A 24,231-nucleotide genomic window follows, 5' to 3' on the forward strand; every position below is an offset into this window, starting at 1 on the left:
GCGCGCCATTCTTCAAGGGAGAGCCGTGTGGCCATCGATATTCACTGGATCTGCGACAACGATAGCCTCGGCCAGCACTGCGCCGAATGGCAGCAGTTGCCATTCGTCGCCCTCGACACCGAATTCATGCGGGTCGACACCTTTTATCCCATTGCCGGGCTGATCCAGATCGGTGATGGCGTACGCGCTTACCTGATCGACCCCCTGACCATCGACAACTGGCAACCGCTGGCTGCGCTGCTGGAAAACCCGGCCGTGATCAAGGTGGTGCACGCCTGCAGTGAAGACCTCGAAGTCTTGCTGCGCCTGACCGGCAGCCTGCCGGTGCCGTTGTTCGACACCCAATTGGCGGCGGCGTACTTGAACCTCGGGTTCTCCATGGGCTATTCGCGCCTGGTGCAAGCGGTGCTCGACATCGAATTGCCCAAGGGCGAGACCCGCTCGGACTGGCTGCAGCGGCCATTGTCCGAGACGCAAATCAGCTATGCCGCCGAAGACGCGGTGCATTTGGCCGAGGTCTACATCCGTCTTCGCCCGCAACTGAGTGACGACAAATACGCCTGGGTGCTGGAGGACGGCGCCGAACTGGTGGCCAACCTGCGCCGCGAAATCGACCCTTACGAGGTGTACCGCGACGCCAAGCTGGCGTGGAAACTGTCCCGCGCGCAACTCGCGGTGCTGCGTGAACTGTGCGCCTGGCGCGAACAGCAAGCCCGCGCCCGCGACCTGCCGCGTAACCGTATCGTGCGCGAGCACTCGTTGTGGCCGCTGGCCAAATCGCAGCCGGACAACCTCGCCGCCCTGGGCAAGATCGAAGACATGCACCCGCGCACCGTGCGTCAGGATGGCCAGTTCCTGCTGGACCTGATCAAACGTGCCGCCAGCGTGCCCATGGACCAATGGCCGCCGGCCGTGGCTGAGCCGCTGCCGGTGGACGCCGCGGCGCTGATCAAGCAACTGCGCGCCCTGGGCCAGACGTTCGCCGAGCGCCTGGACATGGCGCCGGAGCTGATGCTGCGCAAGAAAACCCTCGAAGCCCTGGTCAAAAGTGGCTACCCCGATGGGCCTTACCAATTGCCAGACTCGCTGCGTGGCTGGCGCCGCGAGTTGATGGGCCAGGCGCTGCTCGACAGCCTGGCCACTGCCGGAGAACAGCCTTGAAACGTATTTGCTCCATCTATCGCAGCCTGAAAAAAGACGGCATGTACCTCTACGTGCTCAAAAGCGATGCCCTGGAGCGCGTGCCGGAGCCCTTGATGGCTGCCTTCGGCAAGCCGCACCACGCATTCGATATGGTGCTCACGCCCGAGCGCAAGCTGTCGCGCGAAGACATCGTGGTGGTCCTGGAAAACCTCGACACCCAGGGCTATCACCTGCAAATGCCGCCGGCCGAGGACGAGTACATCGAGCACTTGCCCGAAGAGCTGCTGCGTCGCAACGACCCGATGTAAGCGACCGGTGCCCTGCCTGGGGCACCTGCTTCAATGAAATCGTATTGGCGGGCGGTGGCCGTAAGGAAGCGGGCGGCCGTCTGCACTGTTTTTGAAAGGTTTGAACCATGCGTGTTCTGATTGCTGAACAGGATCACCCGCTCTACGCCCAACTGCTCAAAGAAGCCGCTCCCGACCTTGAAGTACTGACCAGCGGCGACTCGGCCGAGCTGTCACGCCTGGCCGCCGATTGCCCGGTATGGCTGGGCCAACCGGACCTGCTGGCCACCCTGTTGCGCCAGGGCCACAGCCCGCAGTGGCTGCAATCGACCTGGGCCGGCATCACGCCGCTGTTGGCCGAAGGCTTGCCCCGCGACTACCGCCTGACCCGCGCGGTGGGTATTTACGGCCAGGTCATGGCCGAGTTTGTCCTCACCTACATGCTGGGCCACGAACGTGAAGTGCTGGCGCGGCTGGTCAGCCAGGTCGAGCGCAAGTGGGACAACCGCACCGGCCAAAGCCTGGCGGGGCGCAAGGCGCTGATCGTCGGCACCGGTGACATCGGCCAGAGCGTCGCCGAGTTCCTCGTGCCGTTTGGCGTCAAGCTGTATGGCATCGCCAGTACCGCACGTGAGCAAGCGCCGTTTATCGAAGTGGCCGGGCTCGATCAACTGGGTCGGTTGGTGGGGGAAGTCGACTATGTGATCAATCTGCTGCCCAACACACCCAATACCCATGACCTGTACGACGCGGCGCTGTTCAAGCAGTTCAAGCCCACCGGCCTGTTTATCAACGTCGGGCGCGGCGTGGCAGTGGTGGATGCCGATCTCGTGGAGGCCTTGAAAGAAGGGCACCTGGCCGGCGCGGTGATTGATGTGTGCCGCCAGGAACCTTTGCCTCAGCGTCATCCGTTCTGGACCGCGTGGGGCCTGCTGCTGACCGGTCACAGCTCGGCACCGACCTCGCCGTCGATGATGGTGGAGTTATTTGTGCAAAACGTGCGCGCCTATCAAGCCGGGCATGCCTTGCGCGGCGAAGTGAGCTTCGAACGCGGTTACTGAGGTGGGCGCCCGGCAACCGGGCGCCGATACACATCGCCTCATAGTCAAGTTGGAACTGCCTTGCCCGGTCGTTCCACCCAGTGCCCGCAAGGCGTCTGCACAGGCGCCTTGAAGGACATTCATTTGACTAAGGACAGGCACGCTCATGACCTCTCTCATTGCGCCCCCGCTTTATATGCGCCCTTTGGCGCTTCCCCATTCGCTCACCCCGCTTGACGAAACGCCCAGGTCCGTCGCCAGCGACTCGCCTGCACCCCGCCAGATATCGGCGTTGAAAACGGCGTTGGGCGACCAGTGCAACCGACGGACTCTGGTCGACCGGCTCCAGCACATCGTGCAGACGCTCCCCGCACAGGTACGTGCCGAGGCGTCGTCGTCCTTGCCAGCGGTCAGGGCGCAGATGGAAGCGACGCTGGCCGCGCGCCTTAAAAGCACGCTGATGTACGTGTGCGAAGACTCGTCCTATCCCCCGCAACCGCCTTTACCCGCCAACCGGTTGATCAGCCTGGACGCTTATCTGCGCGGCTGGGGCCTGACGCCGCCCACGACCCTGGAGGCGTTGATCGACCTCAAGGACTCAACCGCCAGGCAGGCGCAGATTCACCCCCTGGGCAATTTCAGCGGCGCGTTGGGTTGGCCACTGGCGATGCCCGGCCAGGACCAGGACAGCCTCGTCAATTTCTTGCACAGCAGCACCCGCCAGGTGCCGGGGCTGCCGCTGCCCGAAGGCGGCACCGGCACCCTGGGCTACCTGCTCAGCGGCAGTTCGGTGTCCGACGCCGACCTCGCGGACCCAATGCTCGCCCTGGAGAAATTGCTCGCTTCGCCCAAGGCCCAGGCGTTGGGCGAAGTGCTTCAGACCCGGCTGGGCGGCGTGCCGACACCCGGCGCGGGCGACGACTATGTGTTGACCGCCCTGCACCTGGGCCTCGATCCCCACGATCAGGCGGCCCCCACGCGCAATCACATTGCCGGGTTCGATCTGGCGAGCAGTCAATACTGGGGGCAACCGGCCTCGGCGGTGATTGACGGGTTGGGCAAGCATTTACTTGAGCAAGGCCGGGTCAGCGCACGCACCGCCAGGCTGGGGGCGTACCTGCTGCTGGCGCGGACGGCACCGCAGTATCTGGTCAAAGACCTCCCGGCCGGTGTGACCTATGGCAGCGTGATGTGGGCGCAACTGGCGATGGCGGTGGCCAGGATCGAAGCGCAGACCCCTGGCCGTACGCTCGCCATGGGCTATGCGCAGATCCTGCTGGCCGCCGAGCAGCTCAAGAGCGACCCAGCCCTGGGCCAGGCGATCAACCATGACGCACTCCGGGACTGGGGCGTCGTCAACGGCGTGCTGCGCAGCGCTGCCGAGACGCCCTCGGTGACCGAGATGGAGCGTGTGCGGGCCGCGTACAACCATCAGCTCAGCGCCCTGAAAACCACCACTACCTTGCTGCAAACGCAAATTCCGAGCCGTAGGGCGTTGGCGCTGGCCCAGCTCTCGGCGGCCTTTCCTGATCTGGATCCTCGCCTTTTCGAGGTCAAAAGCATTCAGAAAGCCAGGCTCAAAACGGGACGGCCAGGGCTGCATCCGGGCGCGCGGTCGATGCTGGACATCGTCATGGAGGGCGGCAAGCTGAAGGCCGAGGAACATTGGGTCAGTAACGACAGCCGCCTTCCCATCACTGCATTTTGCAGCCTTTACGAAAGGGGCAAGCTGGGGGTGGCCGACGCGTTCAAGAGCGCCTTCGACGGGGCTATCCGCGCCCAGGAAGAGGGGCACCAGGGCAAGGTCAGGCAGTTGATCGCCACACTGCCGTTGGAAGACCGCAAGAACCTGGAGTTCGGCAAGCTGGAGTTCTTCCATACCAACCAATACAAAATTGCCGGCGATCTGTTCACCCCGCCGGCCCTGCATGTCAGGGGCCATACCCTGGAGATCAAGGCAACGCGCAATGGGCAGGTCAACCTCTACACCCTCGACACGCGCCGGGGCACCATCGAGAAAGAAAACTACCTGTTGCGCCGCCGCACAGCGCCCTATACCGACGACAAGCTGCAGACACGCGAGGCGAACATCCTCGCCCGGACCGTGGTGTTCGAGCCTGCGCCTGGCCTGGCGCAGCGTTTTGTCGAACAAGCGCAGGGCGCGGCGTTGCCCGACAGCTTCAACTCCCCGCGCAGTCAGGCGATTGCCGACCTGTTCGTGAAGTCGCTGGACCTGAAGAACGACGACCTGTTGAAAGAGGCGCGGGGTATCACGTCCTATGACCAGGACAGTGCCCGAAACGAAGCGATCGGCCAGTTTTTCCTGAACCTCATCCCGTTGCGCTCGGCCATCGTCAATTTCAAGAAGGGCAACGTTGGCCAGGGCGTGTTCGACCTCGCGGTGGACGCCGTCGGGCTGCTTACCCTTGGCGCGGGCAAAGCGGCGCACGCCGGCAAAGTGCTCGGCGCAGCACTGTCGACGGCGCGCCACGCGGCCAAGGCGGCGAGGTTTGTCGGGGCCACCCTGGTCGAGGCCTTTAACCCCTTGAGCGGTATGGGCGATCTGCTGGCTGGCGGCGCCAGGTCGGCACTGCGCGGTGCCCGCCATGCGGCGGCCAGGGTAACCCGGCAATTCAACCAACTGCGCGGCGCGGCGGGTCGCTATGACTTACTCAAGGCTGCCAGCAAAACCCATGGCGAGGCGGCAACGGGCACGTTCAAGGTCGCCGGGGAGCAGGTGGAAGGCGGTGCCGTGCTGCACAGCGGCCAATGGTATCCGCTGGATACGCAAACCATGCGCCTCTATGGGCGCCCGATGGACGACTTCACGCCGGGCGCCCGTGCGGTGGATGGCCAATTGACTCACCTTCCGGCCGCCGCGGACGTGGTCGAGCCCGTGTCGGTCAAAGCTGACCTTGGACGTGAGATTGGCGCAGGCGCCGAGGGCACTGTTTATGAAAGTCTTGACGGAAAAAGCGTCTACAAGGACTTCGGACCTACGCGCTGGACGAGCGCCGAAGGCCGCCGGGACATGGAGGTGGTCAACCTCAACAAATACTACGGCGAAGGCTTTGCCGAGCTGCGCGTGGAGGAGGGCCGCAAATACATAAAAATGGGCAAGATCGATGGCGTGGACCTGAGCAAGTTCGAAAAGGGCAGCCTGCCGCCCTCGGTGCGCCCGTTGCTGGACGACGCCCTGGCGCAAATGGAAGCCAAGGACATTTACCACAATGACCTGCAACTGAAGAACTTCATGTACTCGCAGAAAGACAACAAGGTCTACCCGGTCGATATGAACGGCATGCCCGGTGAGTTCATGGTGGAGGGCGTGATCGACGTGTACCAGCGCCACGCCGCGAAATTGCGCAAGGACTTCGCCGCGCTGATTGCCCCGCAGCCTTGACGCCGGACCCTGCCGTCATCCAACGGCAGGGTGCCCACTGGCGGTTTACAGGCTGAAATCGCCTTCCGACACCAGCTCGCTCAGCGGCTTGCGTGGGCTCGGCATTTCACGACCTTGCAGGTACTCCGGCAAGGTCGACTTGTCACCCAGCTTGCCGATCGCCACGGCGGCATGCAGGGCATAGCCTTCCGGTATTTTCAGCTCTTTGCGCGTCAACGCCTGATCGAAACCGGCCATGCCGTGGGTGTACCAGCCGCTGAGGCTGGCTTGCAGCGCCAGGTGGCCCCAGGCGGAACCGGTGTCGAAGGTGTGCCACAGCGCCGGGGTTTCTTCGGTGGCGCCGGGGGCGACGAAGTCGGTTTTCGACGCGATGATCACCAGGGCCGACGCATGTTGCGCCCACCCACGGTTGAATTCATTGAGCAGGCCCAGGAAACGTTCCCAGTCCGGCGTGTCGCGACGCGCGTACAGAAAACGCCAGGGTTGCGAGTTGTATGCCGACGGCGCCCAGCGTGCGGCCTCAAAGAAACTCAGCAGGGTGTCCTGCGGGATGTTCTCGCCGGTAAAGGCACGAGGCGACCAGCGGTCGGTGAATTGCGGGTGGATCGGATAGTCGGCAACACGTGTCATGGGCAGTTCCTGAGCGTCAATGCGGTGCTCAAAACTACTGCGCGCCCGCCAGACTGACAAGTCTTGCAACACCGCAGGTCGCAAGCGCTTGGTTCCAGGCGCCGTGGGTACTAGACTGGCGGCCTTTTAACCTACCGATACTGATGTAGAGCCATGGCCGCCAAAGTCGAACCTTTCTGGATACGCAAAACCCTTGAACAACTCGACCAGGAGGAGTGGGAATCGTTGTGCGACGGCTGTGGCCTGTGCTGCCTGCAAAAGCTTGAGGACGAAGAGGACAACAGCGTCTATTACACGCGAATTGCCTGCAAACTGCTCGACCTCAAAACCTGCCAGTGCACCGATTACCCCAACCGCCGCGCCTCGGTGCCGGACTGCATCCAGCTCACGCCGGGGCAGGCCGACCAGTTCAAATGGCTGCCGCCGACCTGCGGCTACCGCTTGGTCAGTGAGCGCAAGGACTTGCCGTTGTGGCATCACCTGGTCTGCGGCGACCGTGACGCCGTGCACCATGAACGCATTTCCCAGTCCGGGCGCATGCTCAGCGAAGGCAGCGTGCCCGAAGACGACTGGGAGGATTACCTGATCTTCCGCGCGGGCTGAGAGAGGAGTGTGTATGAGGCGGGGAACCCGGCTGGCCGCGGGCCTGGTGCTGATGGCGCTGAGTCTGCCGGCATGGTGCGCGAAGAAAGTCGACCTGGACTATCACGTCAAGCTGTTGCCCCTGAGCGAGCAGGCAGAAGTGCGCGTGAGCCTGTCCCAGGGCGCGGCGGTGCGCAGCCTGGACTTCGACCTGGGCCCCGACGCGAGCTACAGCGACTTCAAGGCCGACGGCCAGTGGAAGGTCAGCGGCCATCGGGGTGTGTGGCAACCCAGTGCCGACAAGGCCAGCCTGACCTACCGCGTGCGCCTGACCCAGATGCGCAGGCCGGGCACGTATGAAGCGCGGATGACCCCGAGTTGGGCATTGTTTCGGGGCGAAGAGCTGGTGCCCGCCGCGCGCCTCGATCAACAGGACGGCGTTGAGCTGGTCTCGCGTTTGGTCTTTGAATTGCCAGCCGGCTGGAAAAGCGTCGAAACCGCCTGGCCGCGCATCGGCAAGCAAAAATTTCGTATCGACAACGTGTCACGCCTGTTCGACCGGCCCACCGGCTGGATGCTCGCCGGCACCCTCGGCAGCCGTCGCGTGCGCCTGGGCGAAACCGAAGTCACTGTGGCCTCGCCCAAAGGCCAGGCCATGCGCCGTATGGATGTACTGACATTGCTGACGTTCGTCTGGCCGCAAGTGGAAGCCGCATTCCCGCGCCATCCGAGCAAGTTGCTGGTGGTGGGAGCCAGCGACCCGATGCGCCGTGGCGCGTTTTCGGCGCGAGATTCGATCTACCTTAACAGCCGCACGCCGCTGGTCAGCGAAAACGGCGGCAGCCCGTTGATTCGTGAAGTGGTGCAGGCGATTGGCCGTTTCAACGACCACGACACCAGTGACTGGATCAGCGAAGGGTTGGGCGAGTACTACGCCATCGAACTGCTGCGTCGCGCCGGCGGCATTACCGATGAGCGCTATCAGACGATTCAGGCGCAGTTGATCAAGGAAGGCAAGGACGTGACCACCCTGCGCGGCGAGCACGTCAGCGGCGCAACCGTGTCGCGGGCGGTGGTGGTGATGCAGGAGCTGGACCGCGAGATCCGCGTGAAAACCCACAACAAGCGCTCGATCGATGATCTGGCGCAGGCGGTGATGCGCGCCGACAGCATCACCACCAAGGCGTTTGTACAGCTCGCCGACAGCATCATCGGCGAGCCGTCGGTGGTGCTCGACAGCAAACTGCTGCGCTGAGCCAAACGCTGGAAAAGCGCCGGGATCAGCTCGGGGTCTTCACGGCTTTTTCGGCGGCCACTTCCGCCTGGGTCTTGAGGTTCTTCAACTCCAGGCCCGCGCGTTCGATCTTGGTGCGCACGCTGTTCATTTCCTGGCGACCCTGTTCCAGCTTGTCTTTAAGTGTGCTGTGACCGGTAAACCCGCGTGCCAGCGCCACACCGCCGATCGCCACCTGAATCAAACCGAAAATCCCGCCCCGGCGCAGGCCTTTGCCCACCATCATCACGCCACCGGCCACCGAGCCGATGCGTTCCCAGCCGTGCACGTTCTGCGTGGGTTGGCTCTGGAACGGGGTGTGTTCGATGACAGGTCGCACGGTTTTGCTGTCGCTCATGATTCAGTCTCCAACAAGGGCAAGTGTAAATAGCTGACTGCCCGCAGGCGCCGGATGTTCCCAAAAAATCAGTACTTGGGGCCCGAGCGGGTGTTATTGCCCTTGGCCAGGCGGTCGTAGAGCACCACGTTGACGGTGGCGGCGAGGTTCATGCACCCGGTGGTGGGGATGTACACCACGTCTTCGCACCAGTCACGAATGTCTTTATCCAGGGAGCCGTCTTCGGGGCCAAAGATATACAGCGCGCGGTCGGGGTGGGTGTATTCGGGCAGCGGGCGGGCGCCTTCGACCAGTTCCACCGCGACCGGAATGCAGCCCAGGGGCAGGATTTTTTTCAGGTCGTCGATGCCGATCAGCGGAATGTCGTGGTGGACTTTCTTGGTATCGGTGATGAAATCCCGCGCGCGCTCGTAACGCACGCCGGTGTAGAACACCGAGGCCACGCCGTAGCAGCCGGCGGCACGCATGACCGAACCGACGTTTTCCGGGGATTTGGGGTTATACAGACCGATGCAGCTGTAGCGTTTATTGCCCACGGAGGTGCCTTCAAAAAAGGCAGCATTATAGCTATAAGCGGCAAGCTGCAAGTTAAAAGCCGAGTGGCTTTTTCTTGCAGCTTTCAACGTGCGGCTTTCAGCTGTCTTTTTTCATCAACCCCGCCAACGCCGCGAACGGGTTGTGCGTGGCCTTGGCAATGGTCGGGCTGCTGGTGGAGCCTTCGCCGAAGTACTGTTGGTCGGTGTAGCGCGAGTGTTCGTTGTCGTGGCAATACAGGCACAGCAATTCCCAGTTGGAACCGTCCTGGGGGTTGTCATCATGGTTGTGGTTGCGGTGGTGTACGGTGAGTTCGCTCAAGCGCTTGCCGGCGAATTCACGGGCGCAGCGGCCGCACACGTGGGGGTACATTTTCAGGGCTTTGTCGCGGTAGCCCATTTCCCGGTCGCGCTGGGCATCGGCGAGGATGCGGTCCAGCTTGGCGGTGTGGGAGGGCGGGTTGGTCGAGCTCATCATGGCTCCTGGCTGTTTGGTGGTTCACGGATAGCGTTGATTCTAGCCGTCGGCGCACGTTTGTAGTATCGCTTCATTCATTTCACAAGGATCCGAAACCTATGCGTTGGTACACATGGACCGCTGCACTGCTCGTCGGCGCCCTGGCGACTCAAGCCCAGGCGTTTTCCACACCCGGGCCCGGGCAGGTGATCGAGGTCACCCTCGAACAATTGCACCCGACCCAGGCGGTGGTGGGTTTTGACCAGATCTACTACAGCCTCGGCCTGTTCGCCGAGAAACCGGCCAAAGCCTTCGATGAGTACTGCGAAACCAATGGCCAGGGCGCTGCCGACAAGGTGCCCAAACACGCTGATCTGCGCCAGCCTTCCAGCTTCACCTGCCAGGACCCGGTGGGCACGCACCCAGAAGACATGAAAACCGTAGTGGTCGGCCCCGGCGGCCAGTTGTACCTGACCGACGGTCATCACAGCTTCACCACCCTGTGGGAAACCCCCGGCGCCGGCCCGCAGTTGAAGATGTGGGTCAAAGTCACCGATGACTTCAGCAACAGCCCGGACCTTGCCACCTTCTGGCAGCGCATGCAGGCTGCCCGCAAGGTCTGGCTCAAGGACAACCGGGGCCAGACCCTGCCGCCCGCGCAACTGCCGGCCCACCTGGGGTTCAAGAACCTGCAGGACGACACCTTGCGCAGCCTGGTGTATTTCACGCGCAAGGCCGCCTATGGCAAGCCGGAGGGAGGGGACATTGCGCCGGAGTTTCTGGAGTTTTACTGGGGTAACTGGCTGCGCACCCAGATCGACCTTGGGGCGTACAACCTCAACAAGAAAAGTGGCTACAAGGCTGCGATTGAAGCGGTCGCCAGGCACATGGTCAGCCTGGCGCCGGGCGCACCGGTGGGCGACAGTGGTTTCAGCGCCCATCAACTGGGCGGCATGACCCAACTGGACCACAGTGAGCTGGAAAAGACCTTCGACAAAAAAGTGCCGTACGTGATCGACTACCGCAAATCCCGCAACTGACGCGATCTGATCCGGGGCCTGGAGGCGGGGGCTCAGCCCTTGAGCTTCTCCGCAATCCAGATGGTGTGCCGCGTGCCCTTGTTGCCATGGGCAAACACCTGCACCTCTTCGGCCTTGAAACCGGCTTTGCGCAGTTTGTCGCTGAACAGCTTGTCGGCGCTGGCCGACCACACGGCCAGCACGCCCTTGGGTCGCAGGGCCTTGGCGCAGGCGGCCAGGCCACCGGCGGAGTACAGCCAGCTGTTGGCTTTTTGCGTGAGGCCTTCGGGGCCGTTGTCGACGTCGAGCATGATCGCGTCAAATCCCTGGGGCTCGGCCTGCAGCACCTTGGCCACGTCTTCCATGCGGATCACGGTGCGCGGGTCCAGCAGCGGGCGCCCGGCTTTCTCCCCCAGCGGTCCACGGTTCCACTCCACGACGCCCGGCACCAGTTCGGCCACCACGACTTCGGCGGTCTTGCCCAAATGCTTGAGCGCCGAAGCCAGGGTAAAACCCATGCCCAGGCCGCCGATCAGCACCCGTGAACCCGGGCGGCCAGCGACCTTACGGCAGGGGATTTCGGCCAGCGCATCTTCGGAGCCGTGCATGCGCGTATTCATCAACTGGCCGCCGTCACCGCCCTGGATCTTGATGACAAAATCTTCACCGTATTCGAACAGGCACAAGGCACCGCCGTTGTCGGGGATCGGGGTGGTGTCGAGCAGAACGAAACGTTTCATGGAAATCTCATTGGGAAGGGCATTCTTGCGCGGTTGGGAGTAGCCTTACGACATTCCGGTCAGGCCATGGAGCCATCGATGAAGTGCAGCATTCTAACGGTCATTGTGTTGAGCGCGCTCGCCTGCGGTGCAGCGCAGGCTCAGGAGTTGCAAACCGTACCGGTCGCCCCCGCGCCAACCGCCGGCGCGCCGGGCACGCCAACGCCGACGCTGTACCCGCAAGTCACCCCGCCGGCATTGCCCAAGACCAACGGTTCGCCGCCCCTTGCCCCCATCGTGTTGCCCACGCCGCCCAAGGACCAGACGGTGCCCGGCCTGCAGCAGAACGACGGCAAGCCGAAGACGCCTGGCGGTTAAACCTGCTGCGCCAGCAACTGCCCATCGGCCATGCGCAGGCGCTTGGACAAGGCAATCGCAATCGCGCGGATGATCTTGGCCGCCACCCGCGGCGCTTCGTTGAGCAGCTTTTCCAGGGAGTCCTTGCCCAGGTTCAACAGCACGCAATCACTGGCGGCCACGCAACTGGCGGAGCGCCGCTCACCGTCGAGCACCGCCATCTCGCCAAAGGCCCGGCCGCTGCGCAGGGTGGCGATGGTTACGCGCCGGCCGTCGTGACTGGTCTTCTGCACCGCCACCTGGCCGCTGTGGATGATGCACATGAACGTGCCGGCATCGCCTTCAAGGAAGATCGTCTCATCGCGGGCGATGCTGCTGATGTTGAAATAGCCGGCGGCGACGTGAAAGTCTTCCGGCAACAAGGGATCGAACAAGCCGCAGTCCATGAGCATGTCGCGGATTTCGGTGTTCATCAAAGTCGGTAGTGCCATGGCTGCAATCTTGGTCCATCAATCAGTAGGCGGTCCTGTGTTCAGACAAAACCGCCGCACTAAGTTCCTAAATCAAGCCCAGTGCCTTGAACACAAATGCATATTCGAGTGCTACGTCACGTAATCCCTGGTAACGGCCGCTCATTCCGCCGTGGCCGGCGCCCAGTTCGGTCTTGAGCAGCAGCAGGTTGTCGTCGGTCTTGGTGTCCCGCAGCTTGGCCACCCACTTGGCCGCTTCCCAGTACTGCACGCGGCTGTCGTTGTAGCCGGCGATCACCAGCAGGTGCGGGTAAGCCTGGGCCCGAACGTTTTCGTACGGCGCGTAGGCCTTGATGCGTGCATACACCTCAGGGTCTTCGGGGTTGCCCCACTCGTCGTACTCGGTGATGGTCAGCGGCAGCTCCGGATCGAGCATGGTGTTGAGCACGTCGACGAACGGCACTTCGGCAATCGCCGCCTGGAACAGCTCCGGGCGCTGATTGAGCACCGCGCCGATCAACAGGCCACCGGCGCTGCCGCCGCTGATCGCCAGCTGTTTGGAGGTGGTCAGGCCGTTGGCGATCAGGTGTTCGGCGCAGGCGATAAAGTCGCTGAAGGTGTTCTGTTTGTGTTCCTGCTTGCCGTTGCGGTACCAGGCTTCACCCAGCTCGCCGCCGCCGCGCACATGCGCAATGGCGAACGCCACGCCACGTTCGAGCAGGCTCAGGCGCGCATGGGAGAACCAGGGGTCCAGGCTCGAACCGTAGGCACCGTAGCCATACAGGTACAACGGCGTCGGTTTTCCGACGTGGTCGCGCTTGACCACCAGGCTGATCGGCACCTGGGTGCCATCGGCGGACGTCGCCCAGAGGCGCTGACTGACGTAATCGTCAGCGTTGAACACGCCCAGCACCGGGGTTTCCTTGAGCACCTGTTGCGCGCCGCTGGCCAGTTCCAGCTGACGCACCTGGGCCGGGCGGTTCAGGGCTTCGTAGCGCAGGCGGATCCTGTCGCTGACAAACTCCAGGCTGTTTTGCACGTAGAGGCTGTAGGCGGCGTCGGGCAATTCCACGCGGTACGCCGTCCCACCTTCCGGGTGCACTTCGATCACCGGCAGGCCACCGATGCGCAGGCTCAGGGTCATGGCGCCGGTATTGAGGCTCACACCGTCGAGCATCACCTCATCGCTGTGGGGGATCAGGTTTTGCCACTCGTCTTCGGTGGGCACATCGCCAATGTCGGTAGCCACGAACAGTGCATAGTTGATGCCGTCGCGGTTGCTGCGGATAAACCAGGTCCATGCGCCATTCAACTGGCCGTGGTCGACATCGTACTCGTGGTCCTCGACCCGAGGCGCCAGGCAGGTGAAGGCCAGGTGTGGCTGGTCGGCATCCAGGGCCCAGACTTCGCTGGTGGTCTTGCTGCCCAGAGCCAGCAGCAACTGGCGCTCGGAGCTGGAACGGTAGCAGTGCAGGAAGAAACGGCCGTCGGGCTCGTGGAACACTTCCTGCGCCGCAGTGCCATCCAGGCGATAGCGATACAGTTTGTGCGGGCGATGGGTGTCGTCCAGTTCGCCGAAAAACAGGGTCAGGCTGTCATTGGCCCAGGTCATGCTGCCGTCGCAGTCCTGGAACTCCAGTTCGCTGACCTTGCCGCTGGCCAATTCCTTCACGAACAGGGTGTAGATCTCATCGCCGCTGGTGTCCAGGCTGTAGGCCAGGCGCTGGTGATCGGGGCTGATGCTGAACGCTCCGAGGGAGAAAAAGCCGCCGTTGGCCAGTTCGTTCGGGTCCAGCAGCAGCTCTTCGCTGCTCTCGTCGACCTGGTTGCTGTCATCGGCCGGGCGGCGGCAGCGGTAGTGGCGGGCATATTCGTCACCGGCGGTGGTGCGCGTGTAATACAGGTACGGGCCCCATGGCGAGGGCAGCGACAGGTCGGTCTCGAGGATGCGGCCCTTGATCTCTTCGAACAGGGTTTCGCGCAACGCGGCCTGGTCGGCAAGCTGCGCCTCCTGCCAGGCATTTTCGGCCTTGAGGTACTCGAGCACTTCGCTCGTGTCACGCTCCTGCAGCCAGGCGTAAGGGTCTGGGCCAGGGGCCTTGCGGGCGATCGGGGCGTTGGATATAGGCATGGATCACTCTCTGTCTGGCGGACGGTGGCAGGCATTGCAGCCGCGACACGCAAAAGCCGTTATCATAGCCGCCTCTTTGCCAGCCTTGCCATGGACACCATGACCGAGAACGACTATCTGACCGCTTGGGGCCTTTACGCCTTCGCCGCTTTGGGCTGCCTGTTGGTGTGGTGGCGCATGACCCGCTGGATCTGGCGGTGGCTGCGCGAGCCGCTGCAACTGCTGATGGCGGTGCTGCTGTTCAGCCCGACCATCGTTGACCCGGTCAAGACTCAGTTCGCGCCGGCCGTGGCCATCACCGCCATGGACCTGGTGCTCAAGGTCGGCAATAACGCCTGGCGCGCCATTTCCGATTTGTTCATGTACACGATGATCGCCTTTGGCGTGTACCTGGTGATTGTGTTGATCCGCTGGCCCATCGAGCGTGCGGCCAAGGCGCGCCAGGCGCGCAAGGCCGCCGTCGATGCCGCCCTGGCTGCCGAGCCTGAGCAAGACGAAGACGACGAGCCATTTCGTCGCCCGGCGCCCGTCAGCGGCATGCGGGTCGAACCGCGCCTTTAACGTTGCAGCGAGAGCCCTGGCATGTGTGAATTATTGGGCATGAGTGCCAACGTCCCCACCGATATCGTGTTCAGCTTTACCGGGCTGATGCAGCGCGGTGGGCGCACCGGCCCCCACCGCGACGGTTGGGGCATCGCGTTCTACGAAGGCCGTGGCCTGCGTCTGTTCCAGGACCCGGCGGCCAGCAGCGAGTCGGAAGTCGCGCTGCTGGTGCAGCGTTACCCCATCAAAAGTGAAGTGGTGATCGGCCATATCCGCCAGGCCAACGTGGGCAAGGTGAGCCTGGCCAATACTCACCCGTTCGTGCGCGAACTGTGGGGGCGCAACTGGTGTTTTGCGCATAACGGCCAACTGGCGGATTTCACCCCCCGCGCCACCTTCTATCGGCCGGTGGGCGATACCGACAGCGAAGCGGCGTTCTGTGATTTGCTCAACCGCGTGCGTGAAGCGTTTCCCGAGCCGGTGGACATTGAGCGCATGCTGCCAGACCTGATCGCCGCCTGCGCCGAATACCGCAGCAAAGGTGTGTTCAATTGCCTGCTCAGCGACGGCGACTGGCTGTTTTGCTACTGCTCGACCAAACTGGCACAGATCACCCGCCGCGCGCCCTTTGGCCCCGCGCGCTTGAAAGATGTCGACGTGATCGTCGATTTTCAGGCCGAAACCACCCCCAATGACGTGGTGACGGTGATCGCCACCGAGCCATTGACCGACAATGAAAACTGGACCCGCTACGAACCGGGCCAATGGAGCCTGTGGCGACGCGGTGAATGCGTCAGCCAGGGCATTACCGAGTAGGGATATCGACCATGTTGCTCAGCTATCTGCGGTTGGTGCTGTTTGCTATTGGCCTGTTGGTCGGTGTGCAGGTGCCGGGGTTTATCAACGATTACGCCAAGCGCGTCGAAGCCCACTTGATCGAGGCCCAGACCGGCCTGCGTGGGTTTGAATCCACCGCGCAACAGTTCTTCAAGGGCGACTTGCAGGCGCTGGTGGCGCACTACCGCGCCAGCGATGACCCGGTGTTCCAGAGCGATGCCAACAGCCTGGGCGCAATGCTCGATCGGCAAGTGGCCCTGGATAAACAATTCCAGGCCATGCAGGGCCCGTGGTACATCCGCGCCCTGCAGGTGGCGGTGGCTGCCGACCCGGATATCCGCCAGGAAACCTGGAACGGCTACAGCTACCAGATCCTGCTGACCCCCGAGGCCATGGGCTGGGGCCTGGGCGGGGCGATGCTGTTGTCGTTCGGCATCGAATGCCTGTTCCGCCTGATCGACTGGATCGTGTTGGGCGGCAAGCGCATGCGCCAGAGCCGGCCGATCGAAGAGCGTGACCTCAAAGGCCTCTAAGGACCCCCAATGTGGGAGGGGGCAAGCCCCTCCCACAGTTTTAATCGGGTTTCGCCAGGGGAGGCAGCACCATCCGCTCTTCGCCGACTTCCTTGGCGTACCGCGCCACCACCTTCTGGCACAGCCCCACAATCTCCTCCACCAGCTCCACCCCCACGCGCCACGACACCACCACCTGCAAATTCGGCAAGCGCTGCGCCATCGGCAGCATCACCAATTCCCCCCGGGCCAGTTCTTCGCTGACCAGCACCGGTGGCAGGGCGCCAATCCCAAACCCGTCGCGCAGCAATCGCGTGATCGCCGACACCGAATTCACGCAGTTCATCCGTGGCGCGGCGACGCCGTTGGCCTGCATCAGGCTCAGTACATCCTGGTGCGGGTGGGAGTTTTTCGAGTAGGTGATGATGCGTTCCTGGGCCAGTTCAGCGAGGGATGCATAATCGCGGTGGTAGATGGACTGGTTGGCCACGATCCAGGCCATGGGGTGGCTGCCCAGTTCCAGGCTGCGCACGGTTTCGAGGCGCAGCAGGTCGGTTTGCAGGATCAGGTCGAGGAAGCCTTTTTGCAGCTGATCGCTGAGGTTGAGCGCGGTATCGGCGACCAATTCGATTTCAACCAGCGGGAAATGGTCCATCAATTCGGCCACCAATGGGCTGAGCCACGTGTGGATCACCGTGTCCATCGCGCCGATGCGAATACGCCCGACTTTGCTGCTGGTGGTCTCCAGGGACTGCTTCAAATCCTGCATGGTCGCCATCATCTGCTCGGCGTAATCGAGCACCTTCACGCCTTCCGGGGTCAGGCTCACGCCGCGTGAATCACGCAGAAACAGCTTAACCCCCAGTTCGCCCTCCAGCACGGCAATGCGGCTGGAGATCGAGGCCTGGGTGGTGAACAGTTTTTCGGCGGTCAGGCGAAAACTTTTGAGCTTGGCCACCCAGACGAAGGTTTCGAGGAACTTCAAATTCATGGGATCAACTTTTTCTTATGCATGGATCGGTTTTTATTAGTTGGACGCGGCACGCGGCAAACGCCAAAAATCGGACCATTCCACGATAAGCGCCGTTGGGTGGCAGGACAAGTTGCGAGTTCTGCGTAAAAAATCCCACGCTACAAAAACAATGCCTACAGGAGCGAGCGACGTGAGCCGCCTTCTACTCAATTGCGACATCGGCGAAAGCTTTGGCAACTGGACTATGGGTCTGGATGCCGAAGTCATGCCGTTCATCGATTGCGCCAACGTAGCCTGCGGCTTCCATGCCGGTGACCCGAGCATCATGCGCAAGACCGTCAGCCTGGCGCTCAAGCATGGCGTAAAAGTGGGCGCGCACCCTGCGTATCAAGACCTGCAAGGCTTCGGCCGTCGCTCCATGGCCTACACCCCCCAGGAAATCCAGGACCTGCTGCACTACCAGATCGGCGCCCTCGACGGCATCTGCCGGGCTCAGGGCGGGCGGGTCAGCTACGTCAAACCCCACGGTGCGATGTACAACGTCATGATGGCCAACCCCACCCAACTGCGCGCGGTGATCCAGGCCGTGGCCGCTTATGGCGACCTGCCGCTGATGCTGCTGGCCACCCGGGACAACAGCGCGGCCCAGGCCCTGGGCGATGAATATGGCGTGACCTTGTGGTTCGAAGCCTTCGCTGACCGCGCCTACGACAGCAAAGGCCACCTGGTGTCCCGCCAGTTGCCGGGCGCGGTGCATCACGAAGCCGAGACCATTCTGAAGCAGGCCCTGACCCTGTCCCGCGGCGAAGCGCTGACCGCCAGTGACGGCAGCCCGCTGGTACTGCACGCGCATACCTTGTGTGTGCATGGCGATAACGCCAGCTCGGTCGCGGCCGTGCAGCGTATTCGCGAGGCGTTGAAACTCGCATGAAGCCACGTATCGAAGTGGTGGCCATCGATTGCTTGATGGTGCGTCTGTTCGACGTGATCGCCGAAGCCAATATGCCCTGGATGCTCGCCGCCACCCAGCGCCTGCGCAACGGGTTCGGCGCGGCGCTGGTGGACCTGGTGCCGTCGTACACCACCTTGATGGTGCATTACGACCTCACCGCGTTGACCCCGGCCCAGGCGCGGGCGCTGATCGACCAAGCGCTGACCGACCTGCATCCCCAGGCCCAGGGCAGCGGCCAGTGCCACGTGCTGCCGGTGTGGTACGACCTGAGCGTCGGCCCCGAGCTGACCTTGCTCAGCCAGCGCAGCGGCTTGACGGTGGACGATGTGATCCGCCGCCACAGCGCCCACGAATATCAGGTGTTCGCCCTCGGTTTCGCCCCCGGCTTTGCCTTTATGGGGCTGGTGGACGAATGCCTGGCCACACCGCGCCTCAATACCCCGCGCAAACGCGTGGCGGCCGGCAGTGTCGGCATCGCCGAGCGGCAAACCGCCGCATACCCGGTGGTTTCCCCGGGCGGCTGGAACCTCATCGGCCGCACCCCGGCCACACTCTTCGACCGCCAGCGCGACGGTTACAGCTTGATGCAACCTGGCGACACCGTGCGCTTTGAACCCGTCGAGCACGCCGAATTTATCAATCTGGGTGGTGATGACACGCCGTTGGAGGCACAGGCATGAGTCGCTTGATCATCGAGGCCAGCACGCCTTTGTGCCTGTTGCAGGACGCCGGTCGTTTTGGCGTACGCCACCTGGGCGTGACCCAGGGCGGTGCGCTTGATTGGGTGTCGATGTCGTGGGCCAACTGGTTGCTGGGCAACGCATTGGACGCGCCGGTGGTGGAGATCACCCTGGGCGGCTTTACCGTGCAGGCCGAGGCGTATTGCCTGCTGGCGTTGGCCGGTGCCGATCTGGGCGCGTATATCGACGAGCGCGCGATCAGCCCTGGGCGCAGTTTTATCCTGCAAAAGGGCCAGCGGTTGCGCTTTACCCAGCCGTTCAATGGCGCGCGCGCTTACCTGGCCGCACCGGGCGGGTTCGAGGCGCCGGATGTGCTGGGCAGTTGCGCGACGGTGGTGCGCGAGGGGTTGGGCGGGCCGGACGGCTTCGGCAAAGCGTTGGCCGAAGGCGGGCTCCTGGCTTACCTGGGCACAGGCGGGGCGATGAAGGTGTTAAGCCAGCCGACATTGCCTGCCAAGGCGCCCCTTGAGGTGATTGTCGGGGCGCAGATCGGGCAGTTCAGCGGCCAGAGCCTGTTCGATGCGTTCAACACCGACTGGTCCCTGGACAGCCGCGCCGACCGCATGGGCATGCGCCTGCTCGGCACGCCGCTGCAGTACCAGGGGCCGTCGCTGATTTCCGAAGGGATTCCATTGGGCGCGATCCAGGTGCCGCCGGATGGGCAGCCGATTGTGTTGCTCAATGACCGGCAGACCATCGGCGGCTACCCGCGCCTGGGCGCGTTGACGCCATTGGCGCTGGCGCGGCTGGCGCAGTGTCTGCCGGGGGAGACAGTGCGGCTGGCGCCTGTGGTGCAGGAGACGGCGCATCGGCAGCATGTCGAATATTTGCAGCGGCTGAGCACCGCCTGAAATACACCGAGGTGCCAAGGTGGGAAGGGGCTGGCCCCTCCCACAGTGGGTTTTTATTGAATTGGACGCCAGGCTTACTTCGACAGGAAGCGCATCCCTTCCTCAAGCCCGCGCAGGGTCAGCGGATACATCTGATCCTCCACCAGTTCCCGCACGATCGCGGTCGATGCCGTATAGCCCCAGGTGTCCTTCGGGTACGGATTTATCCAGATCAGCTTCTTGTACTTGGCCATGAAGCGCTGCATCCATACGTACCCCGGCTCCTCGTTCCAGTGTTCGACGCTGCCGCCGGCCTGGGTGATTTCATACGGCGCCATCGACGCATCGCCGATAAAGATCACTTTGTAGTCGGCGCCGTATTTGTGCAGCAGGTCCTGGGTGGAGGTGCGTTCGGAAGTGCGGCGCTGGTTGTTCTTCCACACCGATTCGTACACGAAGTTGTGGAAGTAGAAATACTCCAGGTGCTTGAACTCGGTCTTGCAGGCTGAGAACAGCTCTTCGCAGATTTTCACGTGGGCGTCCATCGAACCGCCGATATCGAACAGCAGCAACAGCTTGATGGTGTTGCGCCGCTCCGGGCGCATCTGGATGTTCAATAACCCGGCATCGCGGGCGGTGTGGTCGATGGTGCCGTCGATGTCCAGTTCGTCGGCCGCGCCCTGGCGCGCGAATTTGCGCAGGCGGCGCAGGGCGATCTTGATATTGCGTGTGCCCAATTCAACCTGGTCGTCGAGGTTCTTGTACTCGCGCTGGTCCCAGACTTTTACGGCCTTGCCCTGGCGCTTGCCGGCGTCACCGACGCGAATGCCTTCCGGGTTGTAGCCGCCGGAGCCGAACGGGCTGGTGCCGCCGGTGCCGATCCATTTGTTACCGCCGGCATGGCGTTCTTTCTGTTCTTCCAGGCGTTTCTTGAATTCCTCGATGAGCTTGTCCAGGCCGCCGAGGGATTGGATCTGCGCGCGCTCCTCGTCGGTCAGCGAGCGTTCGAATTCCTTGCGCAGCCAGTCTTCGGGGATCAGCGCCTGCAAGTGGTCGTCGAGCTTTTCCAGGCCATTGAAATAGGCGGCGAACGCGCGGTCGAACTTGTCGAAATGCCGCTCGTCCTTGACCAGGATCGCGCGGGCCAGGTAGTAAAACTCGTCCATGTCGGCGAAGGTCACGCGCTGCTTGAGCGCGTTGATCAGGTCGAGCAGCTCGCGCACCGAGACCGGCACCTTGGCCGCGCGCATCTCATTGAACAGGTTGAGCAGCATCAGCGGTTACCGCGACGGCTCATGAACGCCAGACGCTCCAGCAACTGCACGTCCTGCTCGTTCTTGACCAGAGCACCGGCCAGGGGCGGGATGGCTTTGGTGGGGTCGCGCTCGCGCAGCACCGCTTCGCCGATGTTGTCGGCCATCAGCAGCTTGAGCCAGTCGACCAGCTCGGAGGTGGACGGTTTTTTCTTCAGGCCCGGCACTTTACGCACGTCGAAGAACACGTCCAGTGCTTCGCTGACCAGGTCTTTCTTGATGTCGGGGTAGTGCACATCAACGATTTTCTGCAGGGTGGTGCGGTCGGGAAAGGCGATGTAGTGGAAGAAGCAGCGGCGCAGAAACGCGTCCGGCAGCTCTTTTTCGTTGTTGGAGGTAATGATGATGATCGGGCGTTTCTTGGCCTTGATGGTCTCGTCGATTTCGTAGACGTAGAACTCCATCTTGTCGAGTTCCTGCAACAGGTCGTTGGGGAATTCGATATCGGCCTTGTCGATTTCATCGATCAGCAGGATCACCCGCTCTTCGGACTCGAACGCTTCCCACAGCTTGCCTTTCTTCAGGTAATTGCGCACGTCATGCACTTTGTCCACGCCCAGTTGCGAGTCGCGCAGGCGGCTGACCGCATCGTACTCGTACAGGCCCTGGTGGGCCTTGGTGGTGGACTTGATGTGCCAGGTGATCAGCTTGGCACCGAAGGATTCGGCCAGTTGCTCGGCGAGCATGGTCTTGCCGGTGCCGGGCTCGCCCTTGACCAGCAGTGGTCGCTCCAGGGTAATGGCGGCATTCACGGCCAGTTTCAGGTCGTCGGTTGCAACGTAGGCCTGGGTGCCTTCGAACTTCATCGGTGTTTCCTCGAATTCATCAATGCCCGGACTATACCGCGCGCCCCCGGCGACTGTGAACGCAGACGGGTTATTCAGTCTCTGAATGGGCGGTCAGGCTCAGTCCGCCGACGGCTTGGGTTGTTCATAGCGCGCGTTGAAGGCCTGGATAAAGCCATTGCGCAGGATCGCCAGGAACGCCGAAAACGCGCTGACATCCTGCTGATGCACGCTGCCGCTGAGTTCCACGCGGGTGGCGAACTGGTTTTTACGCTGGTTTTTCAGCACGGTTTCGCTGGTGCCGACCACCGCTTCCCAGATCGAACGGAAGATATTTTTGTCCTGGTTTTCGACGTCCTGTTTCCAGTCGAACACCTCGACGTCGCGCAGCAAGGGCTTGATGTAACCGGTCAACTGGCCTTTCTCGGCCTGGGCTTCGATCACCACATCGCCGGTGCCCGCCTTGAAGTCGAACTTGCCGTAGGCCGAGGCAAAGTCGTTCATGCGCTTGAGCTGCAGGTCTTTGGCGCGCAGGCGGAATTCGAAATTCTCGAAGTTGCTCAGCGGGTCAAACGTTGCGCTGGCTTCCACCGGCGCCTGGCCTTGTAACAGGGCCTTGCCGTCGAACCGCGCGTCGCGCTTGCCTTTGACGTCGACCACATTGGTCAGGTTGTAGAAGCTGGCGTTGACGTCGGTCGCGTCGATCTTCACCACGGGTTTGGAGCTGAAGTTGTGGAAGGCGATCTTGCCCTCTTCGATGCGCACCTCATCGAGGGTGATGGGTGCCAGTTTGCTCAATTGCTCTCGCCAGTCGGTGCCTTTACCGGTCTGGGACGCCTGCTTGTTGGCGCCGCCGTCGACGAAGTTCACCTCGGGCCGGATAAATCGCACTTTGGCCACCACGGCGTGGTCGTACCATAGAGCGTGCCAGCTCACCGCGAGGTCGATCAGCGGTGCGTTGACGAACGGTACGGGCACCTTGCCGTCGACCTTGATGATCTCAAGGCCATTGATCCTGTAAGCGCCACGCCACAGCGCCAGGTCCACGTCGGTCACGTGGCCCCGGTAATCGCCCATCTCGGCGAGCTTGTCGTTGAGGTAGTTACGCACCAGGTAGGGCAGGGCGATGTTCAAGGCAACCAAAACCACCAGCAATCCGGCGATGGTCAAGAGTGGCCAACTGTAGCGACGTTTCATGGGAAGGGTCCTCGGTCCATATAGCTCGGTCCATATAGTGAGGTGGACTGCCGCGACAGGCGCAACGTTCCTTCGACTGGACGCTTTGCGGCACGAGGCATACCCTTGGAATCTTTCTGAAAACCGCCCAATAGGACCCGTCATGAGCCGCATTTTTGCAGACAACGCGCACTCCATCGGTAACACGCCCCTGGTTCAGATCAACCGTATCGCGCCGCGCGGCGTGACCATCCTGGCCAAGATCGAAGGGCGTAACCCTGGGTACTCGGTGAAGTGCCGCATTGGCGCGAACATGATCTGGGACGCGGAAAGCAGCGGCAAACTCAAGCCGGGCATGACCATTGTCGAGCCCACCTCGGGCAACACCGGGATTGGCCTGGCGTTCGTCGCCGCCGCCCGTGGTTACAAGCTGCTGCTGACCATGCCGGCGTCCATGAGTATTGAGCGACGCAAGGTGCTTAAGGCACTTGGCGCTGAGCTGGTGCTGACCGAGCCTGCCAAAGGCATGAAGGGGGCCATCGAGAAAGCCGCTGAAATCGTCGCCGGCGACCCGGCCAGCTACTTTATGCCGGGCCAGTTCGAAAACCCGGCAAACCCTGCGATCCACGAAAAAACCACCGGCCCGGAGATCTGGAACGACACCGACGGAGCCGTGGACGTGCTGGTCGCGGGCGTCGGCACCGGCGGCACCATCACCGGTGTGTCGCGCTACATCAAGAACATCGCCGGCAAGCCGATTCTGTCGGTGGCCGTCGAGCCCGCCACATCGCCGGTGATCACCCAGGCACTGGCCGGTGAAGAGATCAAGCCCAGCCCGCACAAGATCCAGGGCATCGGCGCGGGTTTTGTCCCGAAAAACCTCGATTTGTCGATGGTCGATCGTGTGGAGTTGGTGACTGACGACGAGTCCAAGGCCATGGCCCGGCGCCTGATGCAGGAAGAGGGGATTTTGTGCGGTATTTCCTGCGGCGCGGCGATGGCGGTGGCTGTGCGGCTGGCCGAGAAGCCGGAAATGCAAGGCAAGACCATTGTGGTCGTCCTGCCGGATTCCGGTGAGCGTTACCTGTCGAGCATGCTGTTCAGCGATTTGTTTACCGACCAGGAAAACCAGGCCTGATGGGCATTTGGGGTTGATGTGTGTCAGCCC

General features: G+C 62.6%; 26 protein-coding genes. 15 read left to right on the forward strand and 11 right to left on the reverse strand.

From position 1 onward, the window contains the following. Positions 1-27: 27 nt before the first annotated feature. From rnd to PSH59_RS07620, 4 genes are all read left to right on the forward strand, one after another. Complete coding sequence (gene rnd / locus PSH59_RS07605; RefSeq protein ID WP_248076701.1) at positions 28-1,161, forward strand: ribonuclease D; 1,134 nt, start codon at positions 28-30, stop codon at positions 1,159-1,161. Beyond that, complete coding sequence (locus tag PSH59_RS07610; protein WP_248076700.1) at positions 1,158-1,451, forward strand: YcgL domain-containing protein; 294 nt, start codon at positions 1,158-1,160, stop codon at positions 1,449-1,451. Before rnd ends, PSH59_RS07610 begins: the two co-directional genes overlap by 4 nt. 107 nt (positions 1,452-1,558) lie before the next feature. Beyond that, positions 1,559-2,491 carry a D-2-hydroxyacid dehydrogenase gene (locus PSH59_RS07615; protein WP_305394712.1) on the forward strand — a complete coding sequence of 311 codons (933 nt, stop codon included), beginning with the start codon at positions 1,559-1,561 and terminating at the stop codon, positions 2,489-2,491. A gap of 145 nt (positions 2,492-2,636) precedes the next feature. Then, positions 2,637-5,873, forward strand: coding sequence for a hypothetical protein (locus PSH59_RS07620; RefSeq protein WP_305394713.1), 3,237 nt, complete (start codon positions 2,637-2,639; stop codon positions 5,871-5,873). Positions 5,874-5,918: 45 nt separating this feature from the next. On the opposite strand, the gene PSH59_RS07625 is transcribed toward PSH59_RS07620, so the two are convergent. After that, positions 5,919-6,503 carry a nitroreductase family protein gene (locus PSH59_RS07625; RefSeq protein WP_305394714.1) on the reverse strand — a complete coding sequence of 195 codons (585 nt, stop codon included), beginning with the start codon at positions 6,501-6,503 and terminating at the stop codon, positions 5,919-5,921. A gap of 153 nt (positions 6,504-6,656) precedes the next feature. Between PSH59_RS07625 and PSH59_RS07630 the strand changes: the two genes are divergently transcribed. Beyond that, entirely contained in the window at positions 6,657-7,106 is a 450-nt protein-coding gene (locus tag PSH59_RS07630; RefSeq protein ID WP_124399843.1) for a YcgN family cysteine cluster protein, read from the forward strand. Positions 7,107-7,119: 13 nt separating this feature from the next. Beyond that, on the forward strand, positions 7,120-8,340 hold the full coding sequence (locus PSH59_RS07635; protein ID WP_305394715.1) for a hypothetical protein: 1,221 nt from the start codon (positions 7,120-7,122) through the stop codon (positions 8,338-8,340). 25 nt (positions 8,341-8,365) lie between these two features. Here the strand turns inward: PSH59_RS07635 and PSH59_RS07640 are convergent, their stop codons facing one another. The 3 genes from PSH59_RS07640 to PSH59_RS07650 form a co-directional block, all read right to left on the reverse strand. After that, positions 8,366-8,716, reverse strand: a complete 351-nt coding sequence (locus tag PSH59_RS07640; RefSeq protein WP_248076692.1) for a DUF2892 domain-containing protein — start codon at positions 8,714-8,716, stop codon at positions 8,366-8,368. Positions 8,717-8,784: 68 nt separating this feature from the next. Continuing rightward, entirely contained in the window at positions 8,785-9,252 is a 468-nt protein-coding gene (locus tag PSH59_RS07645; RefSeq protein WP_053136646.1) for an RNA methyltransferase, read from the reverse strand. A gap of 97 nt (positions 9,253-9,349) precedes the next feature. Further along, entirely contained in the window at positions 9,350-9,724 is a 375-nt protein-coding gene (locus tag PSH59_RS07650; protein WP_003172528.1) for a YajD family HNH nuclease, read from the reverse strand. 101 nt (positions 9,725-9,825) lie between these two features. Between PSH59_RS07650 and PSH59_RS07655 the strand changes: the two genes are divergently transcribed. Beyond that, complete coding sequence (locus tag PSH59_RS07655; RefSeq protein ID WP_305394716.1) at positions 9,826-10,746, forward strand: ParB/Srx family N-terminal domain-containing protein; 921 nt, start codon at positions 9,826-9,828, stop codon at positions 10,744-10,746. A 32-nt stretch (positions 10,747-10,778) separates the two neighbouring features. On the opposite strand, the gene PSH59_RS07660 is transcribed toward PSH59_RS07655, so the two are convergent. Further along, complete coding sequence (locus tag PSH59_RS07660; RefSeq protein WP_223013741.1) at positions 10,779-11,465, reverse strand: spermidine synthase; 687 nt, start codon at positions 11,463-11,465, stop codon at positions 10,779-10,781. Between the two features lie 78 nt (positions 11,466-11,543). Here PSH59_RS07660 and PSH59_RS07665 point away from each other — a divergent pair, with 78 nt between their 5' ends. Further along, positions 11,544-11,822 (forward strand): hypothetical protein, encoded by a 279-nt coding sequence (locus tag PSH59_RS07665; RefSeq protein WP_248076688.1) that lies wholly within the window; start codon positions 11,544-11,546, stop codon positions 11,820-11,822. Here PSH59_RS07665 and PSH59_RS07670 read toward each other — a convergent pair. Both PSH59_RS07670 and PSH59_RS07675 read right to left on the reverse strand, forming a co-directional pair. Beyond that, complete coding sequence (locus tag PSH59_RS07670) at positions 11,819-12,292, reverse strand: cyclic nucleotide-binding domain-containing protein (RefSeq protein WP_248076686.1); 474 nt, start codon at positions 12,290-12,292, stop codon at positions 11,819-11,821. The genes PSH59_RS07665 and PSH59_RS07670 overlap by 4 nt on opposite strands. Before the next feature lie 67 nt (positions 12,293-12,359). After that, positions 12,360-14,402: a S9 family peptidase gene (locus PSH59_RS07675; RefSeq protein WP_305394717.1), complete on the reverse strand. Its 2,043-nt coding sequence runs from the start codon at positions 14,400-14,402 to the stop codon at positions 12,360-12,362. A gap of 24 nt (positions 14,403-14,426) precedes the next feature. On the opposite strand from PSH59_RS07675, the gene PSH59_RS07680 reads away from it, so the two are divergent. Genes PSH59_RS07680 through PSH59_RS07690 form a run of 3 tightly spaced genes read left to right on the forward strand, consistent with a single transcriptional unit; the run spans position 14,427 to position 16,315 of the window. After that, positions 14,427-14,963 carry an MFS transporter gene (locus PSH59_RS07680; protein WP_248076682.1) on the forward strand — a complete coding sequence of 179 codons (537 nt, stop codon included), beginning with the start codon at positions 14,427-14,429 and terminating at the stop codon, positions 14,961-14,963. Between the two features lie 21 nt (positions 14,964-14,984). Continuing rightward, positions 14,985-15,761, forward strand: coding sequence for a class II glutamine amidotransferase (locus tag PSH59_RS07685; RefSeq protein WP_248076680.1), 777 nt, complete (start codon positions 14,985-14,987; stop codon positions 15,759-15,761). Between the two features lie 11 nt (positions 15,762-15,772). After that, complete coding sequence (locus PSH59_RS07690) at positions 15,773-16,315, forward strand: DUF2937 family protein (protein ID WP_248076678.1); 543 nt, start codon at positions 15,773-15,775, stop codon at positions 16,313-16,315. 40 nt (positions 16,316-16,355) lie between these two features. Here PSH59_RS07690 and PSH59_RS07695 read toward each other — a convergent pair whose 3' ends face one another. Next, the gene (locus tag PSH59_RS07695) at positions 16,356-17,285 is read right to left on the reverse strand and encodes a LysR family transcriptional regulator (protein WP_248076675.1); all 930 of its coding nucleotides are present in this window, start codon (positions 17,283-17,285) and stop codon (positions 16,356-16,358) included. 172 nt (positions 17,286-17,457) lie between these two features. Here PSH59_RS07695 and PSH59_RS07700 point away from each other — a divergent pair, with 172 nt between their 5' ends. From PSH59_RS07700 to PSH59_RS07710, 3 genes are read left to right on the forward strand one after another with little or no spacing between them, the layout of a single operon-like run. Further along, positions 17,458-18,198: a 5-oxoprolinase subunit PxpA gene (locus tag PSH59_RS07700; RefSeq protein ID WP_305394718.1), complete on the forward strand. Its 741-nt coding sequence runs from the start codon at positions 17,458-17,460 to the stop codon at positions 18,196-18,198. After that, positions 18,195-18,899, forward strand: coding sequence for a 5-oxoprolinase subunit PxpB (gene pxpB, locus PSH59_RS07705; RefSeq protein ID WP_248076669.1), 705 nt, complete (start codon positions 18,195-18,197; stop codon positions 18,897-18,899). The genes PSH59_RS07700 and pxpB overlap by 4 nt, the downstream gene beginning before the upstream one ends. After that, positions 18,896-19,810 carry a biotin-dependent carboxyltransferase family protein gene (locus PSH59_RS07710; protein WP_305394719.1) on the forward strand — a complete coding sequence of 305 codons (915 nt, stop codon included), beginning with the start codon at positions 18,896-18,898 and terminating at the stop codon, positions 19,808-19,810. The genes pxpB and PSH59_RS07710 overlap by 4 nt, the downstream gene beginning before the upstream one ends. 74 nt (positions 19,811-19,884) lie before the next feature. Here PSH59_RS07710 and PSH59_RS07715 read toward each other — a convergent pair whose 3' ends face one another. The 3 genes from PSH59_RS07715 to PSH59_RS07725 form a co-directional block, all read right to left on the reverse strand. After that, positions 19,885-21,063 carry a VWA domain-containing protein gene (locus PSH59_RS07715; RefSeq protein WP_248076663.1) on the reverse strand — a complete coding sequence of 393 codons (1,179 nt, stop codon included), beginning with the start codon at positions 21,061-21,063 and terminating at the stop codon, positions 19,885-19,887. Then, a complete protein-coding gene (locus tag PSH59_RS07720) occupies positions 21,063-21,908 on the reverse strand; it encodes a MoxR family ATPase (RefSeq protein ID WP_003210690.1) in 846 nt (281 codons plus the stop codon). Before PSH59_RS07720 ends, PSH59_RS07715 begins: the two co-directional genes overlap by 1 nt. A 99-nt stretch (positions 21,909-22,007) precedes the next feature. Beyond that, the gene (locus PSH59_RS07725; protein ID WP_305394720.1) at positions 22,008-23,084 is read right to left on the reverse strand and encodes a DUF748 domain-containing protein; all 1,077 of its coding nucleotides are present in this window, start codon (positions 23,082-23,084) and stop codon (positions 22,008-22,010) included. Positions 23,085-23,226: 142 nt separating this feature from the next. Here PSH59_RS07725 and cysK point away from each other — a divergent pair, with 142 nt between their 5' ends. Further along, complete coding sequence (gene cysK, locus PSH59_RS07730) at positions 23,227-24,201, forward strand: cysteine synthase A (RefSeq protein ID WP_248076657.1); 975 nt, start codon at positions 23,227-23,229, stop codon at positions 24,199-24,201. Positions 24,202-24,231 lie beyond the last annotated feature (30 nt).

Source organism: Pseudomonas sp. FP2309 (assembly GCF_030687575.1).
Taxonomy (GTDB): domain Bacteria; phylum Pseudomonadota; class Gammaproteobacteria; order Pseudomonadales; family Pseudomonadaceae; genus Aquipseudomonas.